General features: G+C 49.4%; 15 protein-coding genes. 8 read left to right on the forward strand and 7 right to left on the reverse strand.

Going from position 1 to position 20,275, the window contains the following annotated elements; translation table 11 throughout:
• The first annotated feature begins 1 nt into the window (after position 1).
• The 3 genes from mepA to HNR75_RS08390 are packed head-to-tail and all read left to right on the forward strand — an operon-like array spanning position 2 to position 4,279.
• On the forward strand, positions 2 to 799 hold the full coding sequence (gene mepA / locus HNR75_RS08380) for a penicillin-insensitive murein endopeptidase (RefSeq protein WP_188026528.1): 798 nt from the start codon (positions 2 to 4) through the stop codon (positions 797 to 799).
• Positions 796 to 2,562, forward strand: a complete 1,767-nt coding sequence (locus HNR75_RS08385; protein ID WP_188026529.1) for an ABC transporter transmembrane domain-containing protein — start codon at positions 796 to 798, stop codon at positions 2,560 to 2,562. Before mepA ends, HNR75_RS08385 begins: the two co-directional genes overlap by 4 nt.
• Positions 2,555 to 4,279, forward strand: coding sequence for an ABC transporter ATP-binding protein (locus HNR75_RS08390; RefSeq protein ID WP_188026530.1), 1,725 nt, complete (start codon positions 2,555 to 2,557; stop codon positions 4,277 to 4,279). The genes HNR75_RS08385 and HNR75_RS08390 overlap by 8 nt, the downstream gene beginning before the upstream one ends.
• Positions 4,280 to 4,388: 109 nt before the next feature.
• Here the strand turns inward: HNR75_RS08390 and HNR75_RS08395 are convergent, their stop codons facing one another.
• A complete protein-coding gene (locus tag HNR75_RS08395; protein ID WP_012729494.1) occupies positions 4,389 to 4,595 on the reverse strand; it encodes a cold-shock protein in 207 nt (68 codons plus the stop codon).
• 251 nt (positions 4,596 to 4,846) lie between these two features.
• Between HNR75_RS08395 and HNR75_RS08400 the strand changes: the two genes are divergently transcribed.
• Entirely contained in the window at positions 4,847 to 6,709 is a 1,863-nt protein-coding gene (locus HNR75_RS08400) for a hypothetical protein (RefSeq protein WP_188026531.1), read from the forward strand.
• 69 nt (positions 6,710 to 6,778) lie between these two features.
• Here the strand turns inward: HNR75_RS08400 and hrpA are convergent, their stop codons facing one another.
• Positions 6,779 to 10,660: an ATP-dependent RNA helicase HrpA gene (gene hrpA / locus HNR75_RS08405; RefSeq protein ID WP_223157831.1), complete on the reverse strand. Its 3,882-nt coding sequence runs from the start codon at positions 10,658 to 10,660 to the stop codon at positions 6,779 to 6,781.
• A gap of 117 nt (positions 10,661 to 10,777) precedes the next feature.
• The gene (locus tag HNR75_RS08410) at positions 10,778 to 13,354 is read right to left on the reverse strand and encodes a hybrid sensor histidine kinase/response regulator (RefSeq protein ID WP_188026532.1); all 2,577 of its coding nucleotides are present in this window, start codon (positions 13,352 to 13,354) and stop codon (positions 10,778 to 10,780) included.
• A 190-nt stretch (positions 13,355 to 13,544) separates the two neighbouring features.
• Between HNR75_RS08410 and HNR75_RS08415 the strand changes: the two genes are divergently transcribed.
• The gene (locus HNR75_RS08415; RefSeq protein WP_188026533.1) at positions 13,545 to 15,446 is read left to right on the forward strand and encodes a sulfatase-like hydrolase/transferase; all 1,902 of its coding nucleotides are present in this window, start codon (positions 13,545 to 13,547) and stop codon (positions 15,444 to 15,446) included.
• A gap of 4 nt (positions 15,447 to 15,450) precedes the next feature.
• On the opposite strand, the gene yfcD is transcribed toward HNR75_RS08415, so the two are convergent.
• Complete coding sequence (yfcD, locus tag HNR75_RS08420; RefSeq protein ID WP_188026666.1) at positions 15,451 to 15,942, reverse strand: NUDIX hydrolase YfcD; 492 nt, start codon at positions 15,940 to 15,942, stop codon at positions 15,451 to 15,453.
• A gap of 65 nt (positions 15,943 to 16,007) precedes the next feature.
• On the opposite strand from yfcD, the gene HNR75_RS08425 reads away from it, so the two are divergent.
• Positions 16,008 to 16,487 carry a GNAT family N-acetyltransferase gene (locus HNR75_RS08425; protein WP_188026534.1) on the forward strand — a complete coding sequence of 160 codons (480 nt, stop codon included), beginning with the start codon at positions 16,008 to 16,010 and terminating at the stop codon, positions 16,485 to 16,487.
• A gap of 59 nt (positions 16,488 to 16,546) precedes the next feature.
• Here the strand turns inward: HNR75_RS08425 and HNR75_RS08430 are convergent, their stop codons facing one another.
• On the reverse strand, positions 16,547 to 18,022 hold the full coding sequence (locus tag HNR75_RS08430) for an inorganic phosphate transporter (protein ID WP_188026535.1): 1,476 nt from the start codon (positions 18,020 to 18,022) through the stop codon (positions 16,547 to 16,549).
• Between the two features lie 243 nt (positions 18,023 to 18,265).
• Here HNR75_RS08430 and HNR75_RS08435 point away from each other — a divergent pair, with 243 nt between their 5' ends.
• Complete coding sequence (locus HNR75_RS08435) at positions 18,266 to 18,487, forward strand: DUF1107 family protein (protein ID WP_188026536.1); 222 nt, start codon at positions 18,266 to 18,268, stop codon at positions 18,485 to 18,487.
• Here HNR75_RS08435 and HNR75_RS08440 read toward each other — a convergent pair.
• Positions 18,484 to 18,798: a DUF2845 domain-containing protein gene (locus HNR75_RS08440; protein WP_188026537.1), complete on the reverse strand. Its 315-nt coding sequence runs from the start codon at positions 18,796 to 18,798 to the stop codon at positions 18,484 to 18,486. The genes HNR75_RS08435 and HNR75_RS08440 overlap by 4 nt on opposite strands.
• Before the next feature lie 193 nt (positions 18,799 to 18,991).
• On the opposite strand from HNR75_RS08440, the gene ribA reads away from it, so the two are divergent.
• Positions 18,992 to 19,585, forward strand: coding sequence for a GTP cyclohydrolase II (gene ribA / locus HNR75_RS08445; protein ID WP_188026538.1), 594 nt, complete (start codon positions 18,992 to 18,994; stop codon positions 19,583 to 19,585).
• Positions 19,586 to 19,655: 70 nt separating this feature from the next.
• On the opposite strand, the gene HNR75_RS08450 is transcribed toward ribA, so the two are convergent.
• A complete protein-coding gene (locus tag HNR75_RS08450; RefSeq protein WP_188026539.1) occupies positions 19,656 to 20,267 on the reverse strand; it encodes a hypothetical protein in 612 nt (203 codons plus the stop codon).
• Between the last annotated feature and the right edge of the window lie 8 nt (positions 20,268 to 20,275).

Genomic DNA, 20,275 nt, shown 5'->3' on the forward strand with positions numbered 1-20,275 from the left:
TATGTATCAATGGATTTTAGTCGCCGCCATGAGTAATCCATGGGCACAGCAGGTTACACCCAGTCATGGTTCAGCAGAAGCAATCGGCGGCTACGCTGCCGGTTGCCTGCAAGGCGCCGTCGCACTGCCTGAAAACGGCACCGGATACCAGATTCTGCGTCCTCGTCAGAAACGTTTCTATAGCCATCCGGTGATGGAACAATACGTTCTCGATTTAGCCCGGCAATCGAAAAAGGTCGGTCTGCCCGACATTCTGGTAGGTGATATGGCCATGGCCAAAGGTGGCCCATTCAGCACCGGACACCGCAGCCATCAGAGCGGACTGGATACCGATATCTGGTTCCGGTTCGCCGGCAAACCGCTAAGTGCTGCGGCACGTAATAACATCAAAGCGCAGGAAATGGTCGATTTCCGACGGAACAGAGTAAATAAAAACTTTAGCTCTCAGCAAATGACATTACTGAAGCTGGCCGCACAGGATCCCCGTGTAGAGCGTATTTTTGTCAATCCGCCGATCAAAAAAGCCATGTGCGAGCAATTTGCTGCCAGCGGCCCCTCCTGGTTGGGTAAATTACGTCCCTGGTTTGGCCACAGCGCACATTTCCATGTCCGTTTACATTGTCCGGTCGGCAGCAGAGATTGCGAACCCCAGAAACCATTCCCGCCGGGCGATGGCTGCGGAGCAGAACTGGATTCATGGCTGACCAAACCAGCCAGGGTAAGCAGCAAACCGGTGCCCAACCGGATGCCTCAGTTGCCAGAACGCTGTGAACTATTGCTCTCGGGCAAACAGCGATGACGCTAATCTGGCAATTAGCCTGGTTTTTCCGCGCTCACTGGCAGCGATATCTGCTGACCGTGAGCGTACTTTGCATTATCGCGGTTATTCAGACCAAAGTGCCCGCGCTGATTGGTTCCATGATCGATACCGTTGTTCACCCCGCCCCCGGCTCCACGATCTGGTCCGGATTTCAGCCGTTGCTCATCTCTCTTCTTGCTATCGGCTTTCTGGTGTATGCACTGCGCTATATCTGGCGGGTCGCGTTATATGGTGCCGCCTACAGACTCGGCTATTTACTGAGGCAGCAGCTATACCGGCATTATCTGGCGATGGATCCGGATTTTTTCCGGCAACACCGGACCGGTGAGCTGATAGCGCATGTCAGTAATGATATTCAGGCCGTAGAAATGACGGCCGGTGAAGGCATTCTGACGTTGGTGGATTCGTTGTTTATCGGTTGCCTGGTGCTCTGGATCATGGTGACACAATACTCGTTACCGCTGACCCTGCTGGCATTGCTCCCGTTGCCCATCATGGCATTTCTGGTCGCCCGGATCGGCAGAGAAATCCACCAGGCCTTCGGTAAGGCTCAGGCTGCTTTCGGGGATGTGAATAACATTGCACACGAAAATATGAGTGGTTTACGGACATTGCGGTTATTCGCGGCAGAACACTATGCCGAGCAGCAGATGCAGCAAAGTGCTGAATCCGCTAATCAGGCCAATATGCAGGTAGCCCGGGTTGATGCCAAATTTGATCCGGTAATCTATCTCTGTATCGGCAGTGCCTATCTGCTGGCGATTGCCGGAGGCAGCTGGCTCGTCATGCGGCAGGAATTGACTATCGGTCAGTTAACCAGTTTCAGTCTTTATCTGGGTCAGTTGATCTGGCCGATGTTTGCTATCGCCTGGCTGTTCAACATCCTGGAACGCGGTAATGCCGCTTATCAGCGAATCCGTTCCGTGCTTGCGACCAAACCACAGTTAACTTCAGGCCAGATGGTCTCGCCACCCTCTTCTGCCGGTCAGCATGCGCTCGGAATCCGGCTGGCGCGGTTTGAAAATGAAAACGGCGTAGCATTGCTGCAACATATCAGCCTGCAGATTCAGACGGGCGATTTTATTGGTATTGTCGGACCAACTGGTGCCGGGAAAAGTACTTTGCTGAAACTGTTGCAGCGATTTGCCGATCCTCAGCAAGGCACGATTCACCTCTATGACAAGGCATTACCCGACTGGCCGTTGCAGGAATTACGTCAGCAATTCGCCTATGTGCCGCAGGAACCCTATCTGTTCTCATTGTCGGTGGCAGAAAATATTGCGTTAGGCTGTCCGGAAGCAACGGAAGAGCAGATCATTGCCGCCGCCAAGCTTGCCGAATTACACCGGGATATTACCGCCCTGCCGGAAGGATATCAGACCGCAGTCGGTGAACGGGGGATCACGCTGTCTGGCGGTCAGAAACAGCGCCTTGCGCTGGCCCGTGCCTGGCTCACTCAGCGGCCGTTCTTATTACTGGACGACGCCCTCTCTGCCGTTGATGCCAAAACCGCGTCCCGGATTCTGAAAAACCTGCTTTCCGCGTCAAATACCGTCACTGTGCTGATGGTGACCCATCGCCTGCAGGAAATAGAACAGGCTGATCAGATTATTGTGCTGGAACAGGGTGAACAGCGGGAGTCCGGTACACATCTTTCGTTACTGGCACAGGATGGCTGGTATGCCCGGACATGGCATTACCAACAACTTGAACAAGCATTGACAGAGGAAGTGAATGAATAACACCCTGCTGCGTCTGCTCGCCTATTGCCGGCCTCACGTGAAGATTATTCTGGCCGGGTTGTTTTTCCTGTTTCTGTCAGCACTGGCGGAAATCAGTGGTCCGCTGCTCATCAAGCATTTCATCGATACCCGCCTGGCCGCTGGTCTCTGGTTCGTCAATGAAATCAGCCTGTTCGTTCTGACTTATTTGTCCCTGCAGATCATCGCCGCCTTCAGCAGTTACAAACAATCTCTGCTGTTTAGCAAAGCGGCTCAGGCGATCATCAAGGGGCTCAGACAGCAAACCTTCTGTGCCGCACTCCGTCTGCCAGCCAGCTACCTTGACCGGCATCAGACCGGGCATCTGATCTCAACCATCGGGAACGATACTGAAACCCTGCTGCAACTTTATATTCAGGTGATCGGCCAATCCATTCAGAAGATCGTCTTACTGACCGGCATTCTGGGAGGCATGTTCTGGCTTAACTGGCAGTTGGCCTGTGCGGTTGCGTTAATGATGCTGGTTACCACGGGGATCATGCAGATTTATCAGCGCTGCTCCATGCCATGGTCACGGCAAGCCCGGCAATGTCTGTCAGACCTCAATCACCAGCTCAGCGAAACCCTGCAAGGGATCCCGATCATCCAGTCGCTGGTACAGGAAGCCCGTTTCGCTGATAAATTTGCCGCCACGAATGAGCAGCATCAGCAAGCCCGGATGAAAGTGTTGCAGCTTAACGGGCTATTACTGCGTCCGATGATTGACCTGCTTTATATCATTACGCTGGGATCACTGCTGAGCTGGTTTGCCCTGCAGGGCACCTCTCAGATCCAGGTCGGGGTTATCTATGCGTTTGTCAGCTATATGGGTCGCATGATCGAACCATTGAATGAACTCACCAATCAGCTGACACAAATCCAGCAATCGTTAATTGCCGGAGAACGTATTTTTAACCTGCTTGATACGGAGAAAGAATCATCAGGAACATACCAGCAGCGAATTCAGGGTCACGTCAGCTTCCGGGAGGTCTGTTTCCGTTACCAGGATGACGGCGGACTGGTGCTACAGGATATCAACCTGGAGCTGCAGCGCGGCAAAATGATGGCGCTGGTTGGTCATACCGGCAGCGGCAAATCGACCATACTGCATCTGCTGAGCGGCATGTACCCACCGGTGTCCGGCGACATCCTCATTGAACAGCACCCGCTCAGAGACTGGGACATCAAACAACTGCGTTCACAGATCGGTGTTATTCAGCAGGATCCGTTTATCTTTGCCGGGACAGTGGCAGAAAACATTCGCTTCGGACGCGCTCAGATCAGTGATGATGACATCAGACAGGTGTTAACGCATGTACAATGGTTTGAGAGCATGAATGCGCAGGATGCGTTATCAATGCCACTCCAGGAGGGAGGCAAGAATCTCTCGGCCGGACAGCGACAATTGCTCTCTTTTGCCAGAGCACTGGTGACTCATCCGCCTATCCTGATTCTGGATGAAGCGACCGCCAACGTAGACTCTCAGACAGAGCATCATCTGCAGCAGGCTATCGCTTCTATTCGCCACCAGCACGCCTGGCTGATTGTCGCTCATCGTTTGTCTACCATAGTAGACGCTGACGAAATTCTGGTGTTGCAACATGGCAAGGTGATTGAACGTGGCAATCATAATGCGTTGCTGGCAGCCAACCAGCATTATGCGACGTTATATCAGTTACAGCAGATGAAAATCAGCTGACACGGCAGCCCGGAATCACCTCGTCACTATCTGGATCTGAAGTCATCCGGTTTTGCGAGAGCAAAAAAAAAGCGCCTTAAGGCGCTTTTTCTATCTGTTGCTGTATAAATTACAGTACAGTTACGTTTTCAGCCTGTGGGCCTTTCTGGCCTTGAGTCACAGTGAACTGAACGCGTTGGCCTTCAGCCAGGGTTTTGAAACCGGTAGAGTTGATAGCGCGGAAGTGAACGAACACATCCGGACCTTCGTCCTGCTGAATAAAACCAAAACCTTTAGCTTCGTTGAACCACTTTACTTTGCCAGTACGTACGGACATAACACATTTCCTAACACAAAATACTTGAGCCTTTCGGCCATTAACGCTGAAAGGGGTTTACTTAAATGGACAACGATGACTTTCTTGTAGGAAATGACGCCGTATGTCACGTAAGCGCTACCGCACTATCAGTTGGTAACCAATCTAAAGCATTCCAAGCCGAAGTCAATTAAAAACAGTAATGAAAAAAATAATATTTCTTTTACAATTGACTAGCATTTAATTTTTATACCCCATTCAGGATAACAAACATGAAAAACGGGATTTTATATGCAGCGATCGCGTCTGCTATCGCTGTCGGGGCTTACTATGCCGTTCAGCAAAAAAACGATAATACTTCAGCCAGTCTGACCTACGTTCCTGCTGACACTCTGGTATTTATGGGCGATCTTGAGCCCACATCATGGCAGGACACCATTTCTCCGCTACAGGCCCGTTTTTCTCAGTTGTTCACTGGCGGAACAGCCGCATCCGTTCAGGAAATAGAGCGTCTGCAACAAGAAATTGAAACAAAACCTGAAGAATGGAATAACGGTTTAAAAATTATCTTCGGACTTTATGCCGAATATGTGACCATGCTCACTAAAGGAACAATTAATCCTCAAAGTTTTGGTTTTGCTGATAAATCAGACGCCGCTTTTTATACCGTTGGCGCCTTACCGGTATTACGTTTTAAATTAGAAAACGAAGCTAATTTCGACAAATTAATTGCGGCGGCTGAATTACGTTCAAAGGCCAAGCCTGAAACAGCAAAATTTAAAGAATTTACATATAAACGCTATTTCTTTAACCAGGGCAACCAGCCGGTCGCCTTTGCCATCGGTAAAAAAGACGGCTTTGCCATCCTCACACTGGATCTGGGAAATATGGTGCCGGAAGAAGATATGGCAATCGCTTTCGGTATCACCAAACCGGCTCAATCGCTCAAACAGGCCGGCACACTCGACAAGCTGGTACAGGACTACGGTTTCCGTAAAAACGCGCTCGGCTTTATTAACAATGAAATGCTGGTCAAAACCCTGACCCGCGCAGACAGCTCGCTGGCCAGATTACTGGATAAGCTCACCGAAGGTGAAAGCACAAAGAATCTGGCTGAATACCGCACCCCCGAATGTCAGAAAGATATTGAAGGCATTGCAGCGCTCTGGCCCAAAGAAGTATTCGGCTATACCAATCTGGATACCAAAAGTAATCCGAACCGTTTTGACAGTGTGTTTAAAATCGAATCCAAAGATGCGGCAACAATGACCTCGCTGCAAAAACTGCGTGGATTTATACCTGACTATGCGGCAGATAATAAATCGCTGGTCAAAATCGGCATTGGTCTTAACGTCGACGAACTGGCACCCGTGATTACCGATTTATGGACACGGGCAACACAGGCTGAAGTCACCTGTGCCGCATTAAAGGATGTGCAAAGCAGCCTGAAGATGAGCAATCCGTCAATGCTGGCGATGGGGACCGCTCTGGTCCAGGGCCTGCAGGGAGCCAGCTTTAGCCTGCAGGAACTGAAACTGAAAGATGACACGGCAGACATGCCGGCCACCATTGAAAAACTGTCCTTTGTGGCTTCTGTTTCCGGGAAACAGCCTCAACAATTATGGGGCATGCTGAGCATGGTAGATCCGGAGCTGGCAAATATGGTGAAACTGCCAGCCGATGGTCAGAGTGTCGACTTGCCAGTGCTCCCGTTGCTGCCGTTACCGGAGAAAATAAAGCTGGGTTTATATGGTCAGCACATTACTGTCTTTACCGGCGAGTCAGGTGCTAAACTGGCCGCTTCGCTGACTAAACAGCCTCTGGCTGCTAACGGATTCTACCAGTTAGGTCTGGATTACAGTCTGCTGGCGGACATGGCACAGATCGGACGCAATCAGTTTGAACAGACTGTGACAGAGAATGCAGAACAGCCAGAAACAGCGACCTCTGCTGCTGAAATGACTGCAGAACCATCTACCGCTGCATCCGGCAGCATGACCGATGAACAGGAAGAAGTGCAGCAAGTAGTTAATATGCTGGAAGAAATGCGTGGGGTTCGTCTGTTTACCTCTCTCGACTTCGAACCAAACGGCATTACCGTGAAAGGCAATATGGAATTGCCGCAGAAGAAATAAGCATTCATGTATAGAAAATTGGCCTCGTTATTGAGGCCAATTTTTACATACCAGATCCCATCTGCAAGATTAAATTTTAATCGCCTCGATCGCCTGCAATACCCGCTTGTCAGACACCGCATATGGTGTTCCCAGAACCTGAGCAAAATAAGAGATCCGTAACTCTTCAATCATCCAGCGGACATTACGAACCTCTTCCGGTATCGCCTGCCCTCTTGGCAGCTTACCCAGTAATTGCTGATAAGCCTGTTCCACATGCTGGACCTTCAGCATATACATACGATCCCGGTTGGCATCGACCGGAATTTTCTCCATACGCCGCTCAATCCCTTTCATGTAGCGCAGCAGATCCGGTAAACGCGCCGCACCGGTTTCCGTCACAAATCCTTTGTGAATCAGGCGATCCAGCTGTATCTGAATATCCGAATGGGCAAATGCCAGCTCCAGCGTCATCTTGCCTTTGAAATGTTTGCGGATGCCGTGTGCCGCAGTCAGGATCTGTTCCACCTGCGCCGCAATTTTTACCACAGCTTCATTAAGCTCACCCCGGATGACCTCCTTTTGCGCCTGGAAGGCATCGCCATCCCATGACAGGCCACCGTGCTGTTGCATCAGCTGATCGCAGCCACAGGCAATACAATCGTCTATCAGGTCCGTCACCTTGCCAAACGGCGTAAAATACAGCCCCAGCTTGGCTTTATTCGGCAGTTTTTCCTGCAGATATTTAATTGGGGACGGCACATTCAACAACACCAGTCGGCGCTGCCCCTCCCACATAGCCGTCTGCTGTGCGGCCGGAGAGTCAAACAGCTGAATCGCCACGGAGTCTTTCTGATCCACCAGCGCCGGATAGGCTTTAACTTCAAAGCCGCCCCGTTTCTGACTGTATTGCTGCGGTAGCGGACCGAAGCTCCACAGCGTCAGGCCTTCCTGCTCGATATCATCATCTGCCACCTGAGATAATGTCTGCTGCACCTGCTCCCGCAGTTGTTCTTTCAGCAGCAGTAAATCCTTGCTCTCCGCCACTTTGCGCCGTTTGTCATCAATAACACGGAACGTCATTTTCAGGTGATCGGGTATCGCATTCCAGTCCCAGCATTCACGGGGAACGGTCAGCCCACTCATTCGTTTCAGTTGCCGTTCTATCGCATCCAGCAAGGGGCCCTGCTCCGGAGAAACAGACGCCATCAGCGCATCCGCATAATTTGGTGCCGGAACAAAGTTCTTACGCCACTGCTTGGGTAATGATTTGATCAAGGCAACCAGTAACTCGTGCCGCATACCGGGGATCAGCCAGTCAAAGCCCACCGGTTCGACTTGGTTCAGCAGAGGCAACGGAATATGGACCGTCACACCATCCGCCTCTTCGCCCGGTTCAAACTGATAGGAAAGACGGAACTTCAGGCGTCCCTGTGTCCACTGGTTCGGATAATCATGTTCATTGATGTGTGAGGCATCGCCTTGCAGCAACATTTCCCGCTCAAAATTGAGCAGCTCAGGATTCTTTTTACTGGCCTCTTTCCACCAGCTATCGAAATGACGGGCAGAAACCACGTCGACCGGGATATGCGAGTCATAAAACTGATAGAGCGTTTCATCATCGACCAGAATATCGCGGCGGCGGGATTTGGCTTCCAGTGCTTCGACTTCAGCCAGCAACTTGCGGTTTTCCGCAAAGAAGCGGTGGCGGGTATCAAAATCCCCTTCCACCAACGCACGGCGGATAAACAGCTCCCGGCTCACGACCGGATCAATCGTGCCATATTGCACCTCGCGATCCGCCACCAGCGTAATGCCATATAAGGTCACTTTCTCGGAGGCCAGCACCGCGCCCGCTTTTTTCGACCAGCGGGGATCACTGTAACTCTTCTTGATCAGATGGCCGGCCAGCGGCTCGATCCATTCCGGCTGAATACGGGCCACAATACGACCATACAGCCGCGACGTTTCCGTCAGTTCGGCTACCATGCTCCATTTCGGCGGTTTTTTGAATAAACCAGAACCCGGGAAAATCATGAACCGGGCGTTACGCGCACCGATATATTCTGATTTATCACCATCTTTAACACCGATATGACTCAGCAAACCGGTCAGAATGGCACTGTGAATCGCCTGCTCCGCCGCTGGAGTCTGATTGATGATGAGCCCTAATTCACGGGTGGACTGACGAACCTGATAATGAATATCCTGCCATTCACGCAGGCGCAGATAGGAAAGAAACTCTTTCTGACACTGTTTACGGAACTGGTTCTGACTCAGCTCGTTCTGCTGTTCCTGCACATAGTTCCACAGATTGATAAAGGCCTGAAAATCAGAGTCTTTATCCTCAAAACGCTTATGCTTTTCATCCGATGCCTGCTGTTTCTCCATCGGACGTTCACGCGGATCCTGAATACTTAACGCCGAGGTAATAATCAGGATCTCATCCAGACAGTCAAATTTAGGCGCAGCCAGCACCATACGGGCAAGACGCGGATCGAGCGGAATACGGGACAGCTGACGCCCCAGTGGCGTTAATCGTAACGGTTGTTTGCCTTCAATCGAACCGCTGACTGCTCCCAATTCCTCAAGCAGACGCAAACCATCTTTGATATGGCGACTGTCCGGCGCTTCGACAAACGGGAACCGGCTCATATCACCCAGCCCCAGCGCGAGCATCTGCAGAATAACGGACGCCAGGTTGGTACGCAGAATTTCCGGATCGGTGAATTCCGGACGGCCTAAAAAGTCCAGCTCAGAGTAAAGACGAATACAGATACCCGCCGCAACACGGCCACAACGACCTTTACGCTGATTTGCGCTGGCCTGAGAAACCGGTTCTATCGGCAGGCGCTGAACCTTGGTACGGTAGGAATAACGGCTGATACGGGCGGTACCCGGATCGATGACATAACGGATACCAGGCACGGTTAATGACGTTTCCGCGACGTTGGTCGCCAGAACGATACGGCGCCCGGCATGTGGTGAAAAAATCCGGTTTTGTTCTGCGTTGGATAAACGCGAATACAACGGCAGGATTTCTGTATCGCGCAGATTTCGCTTCCGCAAGGCATCGGCGGTATCCCTGATCTCGCGTTCACCGTTCATGAAGATCAGGATGTCACCCAGCCCTTCCTCGCATAACTCATCAACGGCATTAAACAGCCCCTGCAGCGGATCGCCGTCTTCCTCTTCCTGCCATGGGCGATAGCGCACCTCGACCGGATAAGTCCGGCCAGATACCTCAATAATTGGTGCATTGCCGAAATGGCGGGAAAAACGCTGCGGATCGATCGTCGCTGACGTAATGATCAGTTTCAGATCCGGACGTTTCGGCAGCAGCTGTTTCAGATACCCGAGAATGAAATCAATATTCAGACTGCGCTCATGCGCTTCATCGATGATCAGCGTGTCATACTGCATCAGCATGCGATCATTCTGAATCTCCGCCAGCAGAATACCGTCGGTCATCAGTTTGATATAGGAGTTCTCATTAACCTGATCATGGAAACGGACTTTGTAACCGACATGAGAACCCAGCTCACAGTGCAGCTCTTCCGCAATACGGGCGGCAACCGTTCTCGCTGCCAGCCGACGGGGCTGAGTATGACCAATCATGCCCTGATGGCCCCGGCCAGCCTCAAGACAGATTTTAGGTAATTGGGTGGTTTTACCGGAACCCGTTTCCCCCGCGACGATGACAACCTGATGCTTGCGAATCGCGTCAGCAATGTCGTGACGTTTATCCGTAACCGGGAGATCGGGATAATGCAGCTGCGGAATATTTTGCTGACGCAATACGGCCCGTTGACGGGCTTTTTCAAGCTCCTGCTCAATAATGGCTAAAACGGCGGTTTGCTTATTAGCCGGCAACCGCTGCACACCTTGTAAACGGCGCTGTAACTGAACTTTATCGGCAGGCAGACATTCAGACAGTTGGTTTTGCAGCGAATGAAGAATTGCATCAGACAAAACATGACTCCAGATCGGTTAACACAGTCAGACACTTAGTCAGCTTGGTTTTATACTGCAAATGCTAACAGGTCAGGCCCGATCCAGAAACAACAGAAACCAATATTCCCGGATTCTCTATTCAGACGCAGGACTGATATTTAACATTTTTTCGATAACCGCCCAGGCATGCGACACATCAAACGGTTTGATTAACGCATAAGTAAACCTTAGTCCGGGTGTCGCGTGCAGTGATAAAGACATGATCTCATCCGTTATGGCAATCACAGGCGTAGCCCGGTTCCTCTCGGTACCGCGCAGATGCCGGAGCAACGTATAAGCGTTCATATCCGTCCGCTGAATATCCGCCAGTATCAGATGGATATCATTCTGATTGAGCATGCGTAATGCGTCTGCCACTGATGTAACAGAAGAAATAACCACAGGCCCCTTCCCGGATAACAATGTCAATTGCCGGACTGATTCCGGTTCACAACCAATGCATAGTATGTTGTATGTCGCAGCCGCCATCCGCTCAGACTCATCCCCCTGCACAGTTTTCACCGTATCAACAGATTCAGGTACCCGCTCTGATTCAGATACGGTGGCGGGCTGGTCAGCTAATGGCAGCTCAATCCAGAACACGGATCCCTTATCCATACGACTGCTGAACCCAATCCGGCCATTCATGGATTCCATCAGTTGCCTTGAAATGGACAATCCGATTCCTGTGCCTTTTATTCCCGACGTCTCGTGTCCCAGGCGATTAAATGGCGTAAACAGTTCTTTTTGTTTCTCCGGCGCAATACCTTTGCCGGTATCATGCACATTGACACGCAAATAGTTATCGCTGATTTCAGCAGAAATATTGATTGCACCATGCGGACGATTATATTTAATCGCGTTGGAAAGCAAATTAATCAGTACCTGACGCAGACGCGTACTATCCGCCAATATCAGAACAGGATCTGCCGGTAAGTCTGCCGATAATATGAGTTGTTCTTTTACTGCGATAGGCCGCAGCATTTCGCTGCATTCCTTGATCACGCTGACTGCATCCAGTAATTCTATTTTTAACAGCGTGTTATTATTTTCTATCTGTGAAAAGTTAAGTACATCATCAATAAGCTTAAGCAGATGATCACCAGCGGTCATCATTTCATTGATGTAATTCTGACGCTCCCTGAATGACAGATTGTTATCATCTTTTTGCAATAACTGTCCAAAGCCGAGAATCGCATTGAGTGGCGTTCTGAGCTCGTGACTCATGCTGGACAGAAACAGGCTTTTGGTTTTATTCGCAGAGTCCGCCTCTTCTTTGGCCTGCTGGAGAGCACAGGTGATCTCATTCAGTTTTTGTCCCATGTTCACAATGGCAGTCGCTGTATCCTGCAGTTCCGCAATCCTGAATGCCGGTTTTTCCAGCTGGTATTCACCCTTGCCGATTTGATCCACCATCGCTTTCATGTGCAGTAATGGCTGTGAAACGGATTGACTCATAGAGCGCGAGCGCAGCCAGATAAAGAAAATAAAGATCATATAAAACAGACACAAACCCGCGATCATCAGATAGCCGATCCGCTCAAAATGCTTGGCCAGGGTATTCGTTTCGGTATAGACCTGATTCTCATCAGCAATCGTGATCAGCTTCCAGTGCGTTTCGGGAATGGTATCCCAGGCGATCAGTTTTTTGTTTCCTTTCAGAACAAGAAAACCTTTGCCGTTATGACTGTTTTTTATATCGCTAATGATCTGCTGTGAATCTTTGCGCAGGAAAAGATTAAACTGTTCCGGTTTGAATATTTCCTGTTTGATCGCTTCCTGATAGCTGTGGGTGGTTAACTCGTTTAATCCGAAATCCTCTTCCCCTTCCGGCGGCATCGCCATGATATTGCCATTCCCGTTCACCAGAATGGCATATCCTCCCCAGGGAATATCCAGACTCTGAATTTTCTCAATGATCGTGCCAACGGTAATATCCAGCCCGACGACACCTTCCAGAAAATCACCGTTATAAACGGGCGCAATACAGGATGCCATCCAGCCATGGCCCGCCGGATCGATATAAACATCTGTCCAGATTTCTGTACGTGACGGGTTATTTTTACCATCAGCCAGATAATAAAAATTGTAATTGGGAATCACCATATCAACAGGATACTGATCCGGCGTAAAAAACCAGGGATAAATCCGGTTATAGGAATCCCAACTATTAAAATAGAGAGAAGCTATCAGCGGATTGTTTTCTTTGATCTGTTTCATTAAGGGATCAAGCTGGGATAAGCGCCATACCTTCTCATGATCCTGTTTTGACGCAGGTGTTGACGCTGAATAGAAGGAAGCTGCGCCTCCCGTATCTTTTATCGAATGAAACACACCCTGCGGTGATACTGCATGATTTGATTTTTCTGCCTCAGAAACAAAATAATGCGCTTCTGTTAAAACCCGTTGTGTCTCTGCTCTGTATATTGCCGTCTGACGGGATACAGCCAGCACTTGTTCACGGATAATCCCCGATTCCCGCAACGCCGATATCTGCAATTCGTTATCGGCCTTCTGGTACAGGTAATCCATATTGGCTTCCCGAATCAGATTATTACTGATCAGATAAACGGCTATCAGCACGGTTTCAACGAGGACCAGCGGCACCAAAGCACTACGCACCATTGCCTGCCAGACCCATTTCTGAGCAGAAACGCCTGTTGAACGCCGCATAACCATCTCCCTAATATGAACCGCGGTGAGATTAACGTATTTTGCCATTAATTGCTCCGTATCCGGCAACAGCAAGCCCCGCCTAGGAGCTGAATCACACTAATGCTTTCCGGATGGCGAACTTTAAGGATGTCTTAACCCAACTCACGTATCATACCTGCACTTCGTTTTTTGCAGGTTTAGGTCGTTTGTGAAACCAGGCAGTTCAATCAGTCGTTACCACTTCGCTATTTGGTTAAGTTTTCTGTTTCTTGTGACCAATACCGTCAGCCGTATTGTGCTGACAGTCATGGCAACACAGAAAAATACATTGTCATTCATTGATCTCGGCTTCTCTTTCATCAGTGGCGTTGTCTATGATCTCGCCACCCTGAGTTACCTGCTGATCCCGGTGCTGCTCTGGCTGACAGTGATCCCGTTACGCTGGCGGCACAATAAAATATGGATCATCGCCGGCCGGATTTTCAGTCTCGTCACCGCCTATGCGCTGGTTGTATTAGCCGTCAGTGAATGGGTTTTCTGGGAGGAGTTTGAAAGCCGCTTTAACTTCATCGCGGTGGATTACCTGGTTTATACCAATGAAGTCATTGGGAATATACAGGAGTCTTATCCTCTGCTGACGTGGCTAAGTCTGTCTGCGCTGACGAGCGTCATACTCGTTGTCGCGATCAACCGTTTATCATTCCTGGCTCAATGGGGGCATACGCCACGCAGATACATGCTGTCCGGTCTGATCATCGTGCAGTTGCTGGTGAATGTTGCCTTGTCCGGACAGGCCAAAGATCTGCGGGAAAACCGTTATGCTAATGAACTGGCAGGCAGCGGGCTTTATTCTCTGTTTTATGCCTTCAATAATAATGAACTGAACTACCGTCATTTTTATCCAACAGAAAATGATATTTCTGCTGCATCGGTTGTTCGTGAACAGCTCGCAACACCAGAAGCACAGTTCGTCTCGACTCAGCCCAATGACATACAACGCAATATCCAACATGCAGGAACAGAACGTCGTTTGAATGTGGTTCTGATCTCTGTGGAAAGTCTTTCAGCCGACTATCTGGGTAAATTTGGCAATGCCAAAGGCCTGACGCCCAATCTGGATCGACTGGCAGATTCAGGAATGTTGTTCACCCGTCTTTATGCGACAGGAAACCGAACCGTCCGGGGGCTAGAGGCCTTATCACTGGCCGTGCCACCGACACCGGGGCAATCCATTGTCCGCCGTCCTGATAATGAATCCCTGTTTTCCCTGGCCAGCGTCTTCAACAGTAAAGGCTATGATTCTTCCTTCCTTTATGGCGGCTACGGTACGTTCGATAATATGAACTACTTCTTTGCGCATAACGGTTATAACGTCAAAGACCGTCTTGAGCTGAACAGTAACCAGATCACCCATGAGAACATCTGGGGGGTGGCAGATGAAGACTTGTATGCCATGGCATTGCGCGAGTTTGATGAGACCAGCCAGAAAGGGAAACCATTCTTTGCGCACATCATGACGACCAGTAACCATCGTCCATATACTTTCCCGGAAAACCGGATTGATCTCCCCACCGGCAGCCGACAGGCCGCCGTGAAATATACCGACTGGGCGATTGGCCATTTTATTAAACAGGCAAGTGAGCACAGTTGGTATAAAGACACCGTATTTGTGATCGTGGCTGATCACTGTTCATCCAGCGCCGGTAAAACCGATCTGCCGGCAGAGCGTTACCATATTCCGCTGATTGTCTGGTCCCCGGCCCATATACCGGCACAAAAAGTTGTTCGGTTAATGAGCCAGATCGATGTTGCCCCGACTCTGCTTGGTTTGCTGAATTTCTCTTATAAGTCGAATTTTATGGGAACCGATGTGTTTGCGACGCCAGATGGCCCGCAACGGGCATTCATCGCGACTTACCAGGGGCTTGGCTATATGACGTCGGATCGACTGGTGATCCTGCGACCACGCAAAGAACCTGAAGTTCAGCAACTGGACAAGGCTTTTGCCAAAACAGCAAAAAGCGATGACCAGCTGATAAAAGAGGCGATCGCCTGGTATCAATTCAGCAGTGATGCCTTTAGCCAGGGGCGAATGAAACTGAGTCACTGAAGATTTATAGCGGTGACAACCAGAGCCGGATTGCATCCAGAGAATCCGGCGTAAATTCTGACTCCCGGGCCAGCATTTCCTGTGGCGTCATCAATAATACATACTCGACTTCTTCCGCCTGCAGCGTCAACTCACCGTCATACTGACAGCTGAAAAGCGCGCCCCAGACTTTCCCCTCGGAATTGATATGCAAAAATGAACCATGCGGTGTCAGTGATACATCCCGGATCCCCATCTCTTCAGCCAGTTCCCGGTAAGCCGAAGACAGAATGTCTTCTCCCGCTGCTACCACGCCGCCGCAGCAGGCATCCAGCATAGAGGGGCAATAATCTTTTGTTGCAGTACGGCGCTGTACATACACTTGTCCCAGCTTATTAGTGATCACAATATATGATGCCCTGTGCAGTAATTTCTGCCGGCGCATCTCGGAACGCGGTGCGGTACCGATGACATTATTATTTTCATCGACGATATCAACCCACTCTTCGCTCACTATTCTTTCCTCGCTGATTCAGTCGTATCGACGTAAACTACACGTCTTGTAAAATAATGCTTAGTTTAATGATTATCCGCGCAATTAAAGAGACTGACTGGCCGGCAATCCTCCGTATCCAGAATGAAGTCTATCCGGACATTGTTCCCGAATCCGAAGCTGTCTTACGTTCAAAAACAAAACTGGGCCCGACAACCTGTCTGACTATCTGTGATCGGCAGAATAATGTGGCAGGTTATTGCCTGGCACATCCCTGGACACAAGACCCTGCAAGTCTGCACAGCATTTATGAAATGCCCTCAGCGCCACAATTACTCTACATCCACGATATGGCGATTGCACCCAGCTATGCAGGAAAGCGCCTTGGTAACAGGACGCTTCAATACCTGCAGTCATGGGCTAAAAAACATGGCTATACGACGCTGTCACTGGTGTCACTTGGTCAGGCTGTTTCATACTGGCAACAACATGGATTTCTGCACACCGGACTCCAGGTCGATACCGATCAGTATGGTGAAGGTGCCAGTTATATGCTGAAGCAGATATGACAAAGGCCGACAGTTCAGAACTGCCGGCCTTTTGTATTTACCCTTCAGGAACCGATTAATCAGTTCACAAAAATATAGGTACCTGCCCAGAACAGGCCCGCAGATAAGCCGATAGAAACAGGAAGTGTTAATATCCAGGCTAAAACGATGCTTTTCACTGTGCCGGACTGCAGGCCGGAACGGTTAGCCAACATGGTACCCGCAACAGCTGATGACAGAACATGCGTTGTAGATACCGGTAATCCGCTGATACTGGCAATACCGATAGCTGATGCAGCGGTAATCTGTGCCGCCATACCTTGTGAATAAGTCATGCCTTTCTGGCCGATCTTTTCACCTACGGTATAGACAATACGGCGCCAGCCGATCATGGTTCCGCCGCCCAGCGCTAACGCAACAGCGAAAATAACCCAAGTCGGCGCATACTCGGTGGTCTGAGTCAGATCTTTACGCAGCTTGTTCAGATCGGCGATTTCAGAAGCCGGGATACCTGGTAATTTACTTACCTTCTTCGCGGTATCATCCAGACACAGCAATAAACGACGAACTTCTCTGCGTTTCTCAATATCCAGCTGGTTGTAATGCTCGGTGGTACTCAGCATATTTGCAACTGTGGCAATAGAAGACATTGAGTCTTTTGTATCGCACTTAAAGACCTGCGGCATTTCAGCATTAGGCACTTTTTTAAGATCGATCATCTGATCCAGGTAAGCGCTGTTACGCTTATAGAAATCACCCATATGCAACGCGGCATCTTTAGTGCGACCAATCTGGTAGCTGGTACTTTCCATGTTCAGCACAAACTGGCCGGGAACAATACCAATCAGCACCAGCATGATCATACCGATACCTTTCTGGCCATCATTAGAACCATGCACAAAACTGACACCCATTGCAGAGGCAATCAGTGTGAAACGAGTCCAGAACGGCGGACGTTTTTTACCGTCCCATGTCTGTCGCTCTTCCGGTGTTTTGTGAATTTTGGAACCGGAAAAATACTTCTTCATCAGAAGTAATAATGCGCCGGCAATCATCAGACCCACCAGAGGAGATACGATCAATGACAGCATGATATCAATGGCTTTCTGCACATTGATGCCCTTGCTGACTTCAACTCCGGTCATCAGTGAGTTTGCCAGACCTACGCCCAGAATAGCGCCAATCAGGGTATGAGAACTGGAGGCAGGAATACCGAAATACCACGTACCCAGGTTCCACAGAATTGCAGAGCTCAGTAGGGCAAACACCATCACCAGACCATGTGCCGATGCCACATTGAGCAACAAATCAACAGGCAACAAGTGAACAATGGCGTAGGCAACCCCCAGCCCACCGGCTAATACACCGGCACAGTTAAAAATACCGGAAGCAACAACAGCCATATGCGGCGGCATTGCCTTGGTATAAATAACGGTTGCTACAGCATTCGCTGTATCATGGAAACCATTGATAAATTCATAGGCAAGAACAAATATCAAAGCCACAGCTAAACCGAGACCCAGTTCAAAGCTGAGTCCATTAAACATTTCTAGCATATATTTTAATCATCAGTGGATAGACGCGGCGCATTATGACAGAAAGATGACCAATCGACAGTCTTGACAAAAAAAAAGCCGAAATTTTTCACACGAAAGAGACTCTAACAAATCCCAACACTGAGTTATTTTTAACCATTTTTGGTGTCAGTCAGAAACTTCATGAAATCATTACTTTTATGTAACAAAAAAGACACTCACTGATGAAACCATAGCGTGGTCAAACAAGACCGGAGTTATGCTATGAAACGTTCATTTCGTGAACATCAGGCTTTAAAGATTGCCCAATACATTCGCAGCTATTATCGGGGCAGTTTTTACATTGAGCAGTCAGGTCCATTCCATTTCGAAGCCGGCAAAGCATGTTATGACAATGTCGATAACGTTAAATGGAGAAAACTGCTGTCCCAGATCAACAAAGAAATCAAAAATATGAACCCGCTGAAAGTCATTTCAGCCGGCTAACCCCGGGGACCATCAACAATGCGTGTAATGATGCCACCTTCTACTGTCACCATCTGTAAAAAGTGATCGGGTCCCATATACATAGTCCAGACTTCGCCGGTTCGGACAACCTGTCTGTGACCATACTCGTCAATGACAACCCTGCTTGTATCATCAACGGTCAGCGGACGACCGCACTTAATCAGCAATACCGCCGCCGGATCGCCCTCAGAGATCAACGCATTTCCACACCGGAATGAACCGTCTGCCCACGAAGATGGGGAGACTGCCAGCGCAATGAACGCCAGCACGGCAAAAACTGCTTTTTTCATGACTCACCTGAACCTTATCGGATGTGGAAGCCTTTATACACTTCTTATATTAATTTTACATCTCTGATAAAAAACAGGTCATTCTTTTCGAACGATACACTGAAACAAATTGAATTATTCTTAATTGCAGTTGCCAGTATCAGCAACAATCGTCACAATCGGAAAGAACCTATATGAAGCAGAGAGGAAGTCCATGAGCAGTGTATCTCTGGTCGCTAGTGCCCAATTACCTACCCCGTGGGGCGTCTTTACTATGACCGGATTCAAAGAAGAAGCGACGGGTAAAGATCATGTAGCCTTATCCATGGGTGATTTGACCACTGATGCTCCGGTATTAGCGCGTATTCATTCAGAATGTCTCACTGGTGATGCCTTATTCAGCTTGCGTTGTGATTGCGGATTCCAGTTGCAAGCAGCATTGCAGCGGATCGCGAAAGAAGAACGCGGTGTTTTACTGTATGTGCGTCAGGAAGGCCGTGGTATTGGTTTGCTGAACAAAATCCATGCCTACCATTTGCAGGATCAGGGGGCAGATACAGTAGAAGCGAACGAAGCACTTGGTTTTGCTCCGGATTTACGAGATTACACGATCTGTGCCGACATGCTGAAAGCGCTGGGTGTTAAATCATTACGTTTAATGACCAATAACCCGCGCAAGATTAAAGCCATGGAGCAATTCGGCGTCCATGTCGCGGAACGTATTCCGCTGGAAGAAGGTCGCAATGCCTACAATGAATTTTATCTCGCCACCAAGGCAGGCAAATTAGGTCATATGCTGCACGATTAACCTGATCTTCACGCAATAAAAAAGGGCTTACTGATTATCAGGCAAGCCCTTCTGAATATCCCTGATCGCATCATCCATGCTGACCATTACCACCCGCATTATAAAAATGCAGGGCGTCCAGTGGATCAGATACCCCTGAATTAATATAAACGCTTTCGAAATCAGCCGGCATGACACCCGTCTCCGGAGTATTCGCCACCGGTTGTGTCTCACCGATATTCTGCAATACCAGATCCAGCGTCGTATCTCCCTCATCCAGCAACATTGCCGGTGCAATATAATCATACTGATGATGAAATTCGTCTGGAGCCGGACTCTCAGAATGAACCTGCGAGATCGTGGCCAGAGACGACCAGAGCTCAGTATCGTCCTCCGGTGCCATCACATCATACAGTGTGGTGACACGTGGCAGTTGCGATAACTCGGCCACCGTCTCGGTTCCATCCACCGAATAATACACTGCCCCCCCGGAGATCTCGTCGTCCAGAGGTTCAAACGCCAGTGTCCCGGCAGCAAAATCAACAAATAGCCGTCCGGAAACATTATCCGCACTGCCATTTATTTCCAAACCATCCAGGTGATTGCCTTCCATCCTTGTTGAATAGCCAACACCGGTTTCACAGACAATTTCTTGTCCGTCCCACCGATAAAGCACTTCATCCACAGAGATCCAGTCAATCATTTGCGTAA

The sequence above is a fragment of the Tolumonas osonensis genome (genome assembly GCF_014202415.1).
GTDB lineage: Bacteria > Pseudomonadota > Gammaproteobacteria > Enterobacterales > Aeromonadaceae > Tolumonas > Tolumonas osonensis.

Bases quoted from the DNA above. Each gene is read 5' to 3' on its own strand.
- HNR75_RS08385 (WP_188026529.1), top strand. From the start codon at position 796: ATGACGCTAATCTGGCAATTAGCCTGGTTTTTCCGCGCTCACTGGCAG.
- HNR75_RS08440 (WP_188026537.1), bottom strand. From the start codon at position 18,798: ATGAAAAAAGCAGTTTTTGCCGTGCTGGCGTTCATTGCGCTGGCAGTC.
- HNR75_RS08425 (WP_188026534.1), top strand. From the start codon at position 16,008: ATGATTATCCGCGCAATTAAAGAGACTGACTGGCCGGCAATCCTCCGT.
- HNR75_RS08390 (WP_188026530.1), top strand. From the start codon at position 2,555: ATGAATAACACCCTGCTGCGTCTGCTCGCCTATTGCCGGCCTCACGTG.
- HNR75_RS08395 (WP_012729494.1), bottom strand. From the start codon at position 4,595: ATGTCCGTACGTACTGGCAAAGTAAAGTGGTTCAACGAAGCTAAAGGT.
- HNR75_RS08435 (WP_188026536.1), top strand. From the start codon at position 18,266: ATGAAACGTTCATTTCGTGAACATCAGGCTTTAAAGATTGCCCAATAC.
- HNR75_RS08430 (WP_188026535.1), bottom strand. From the start codon at position 18,022: ATGCTAGAAATGTTTAATGGACTCAGCTTTGAACTGGGTCTCGGTTTA.
- HNR75_RS08400 (WP_188026531.1), top strand. From the start codon at position 4,847: ATGAAAAACGGGATTTTATATGCAGCGATCGCGTCTGCTATCGCTGTC.
- ribA (WP_188026538.1), top strand. From the start codon at position 18,992: ATGAGCAGTGTATCTCTGGTCGCTAGTGCCCAATTACCTACCCCGTGG.
- mepA (WP_188026528.1), top strand. From the start codon at position 2: ATGTATCAATGGATTTTAGTCGCCGCCATGAGTAATCCATGGGCACAG.
- HNR75_RS08450 (WP_188026539.1), bottom strand. From the start codon at position 20,267: ATGATTGACTGGATCTCTGTGGATGAAGTGCTTTATCGGTGGGACGGA.
- HNR75_RS08410 (WP_188026532.1), bottom strand. From the start codon at position 13,354: ATGCGGCGTTCAACAGGCGTTTCTGCTCAGAAATGGGTCTGGCAGGCA.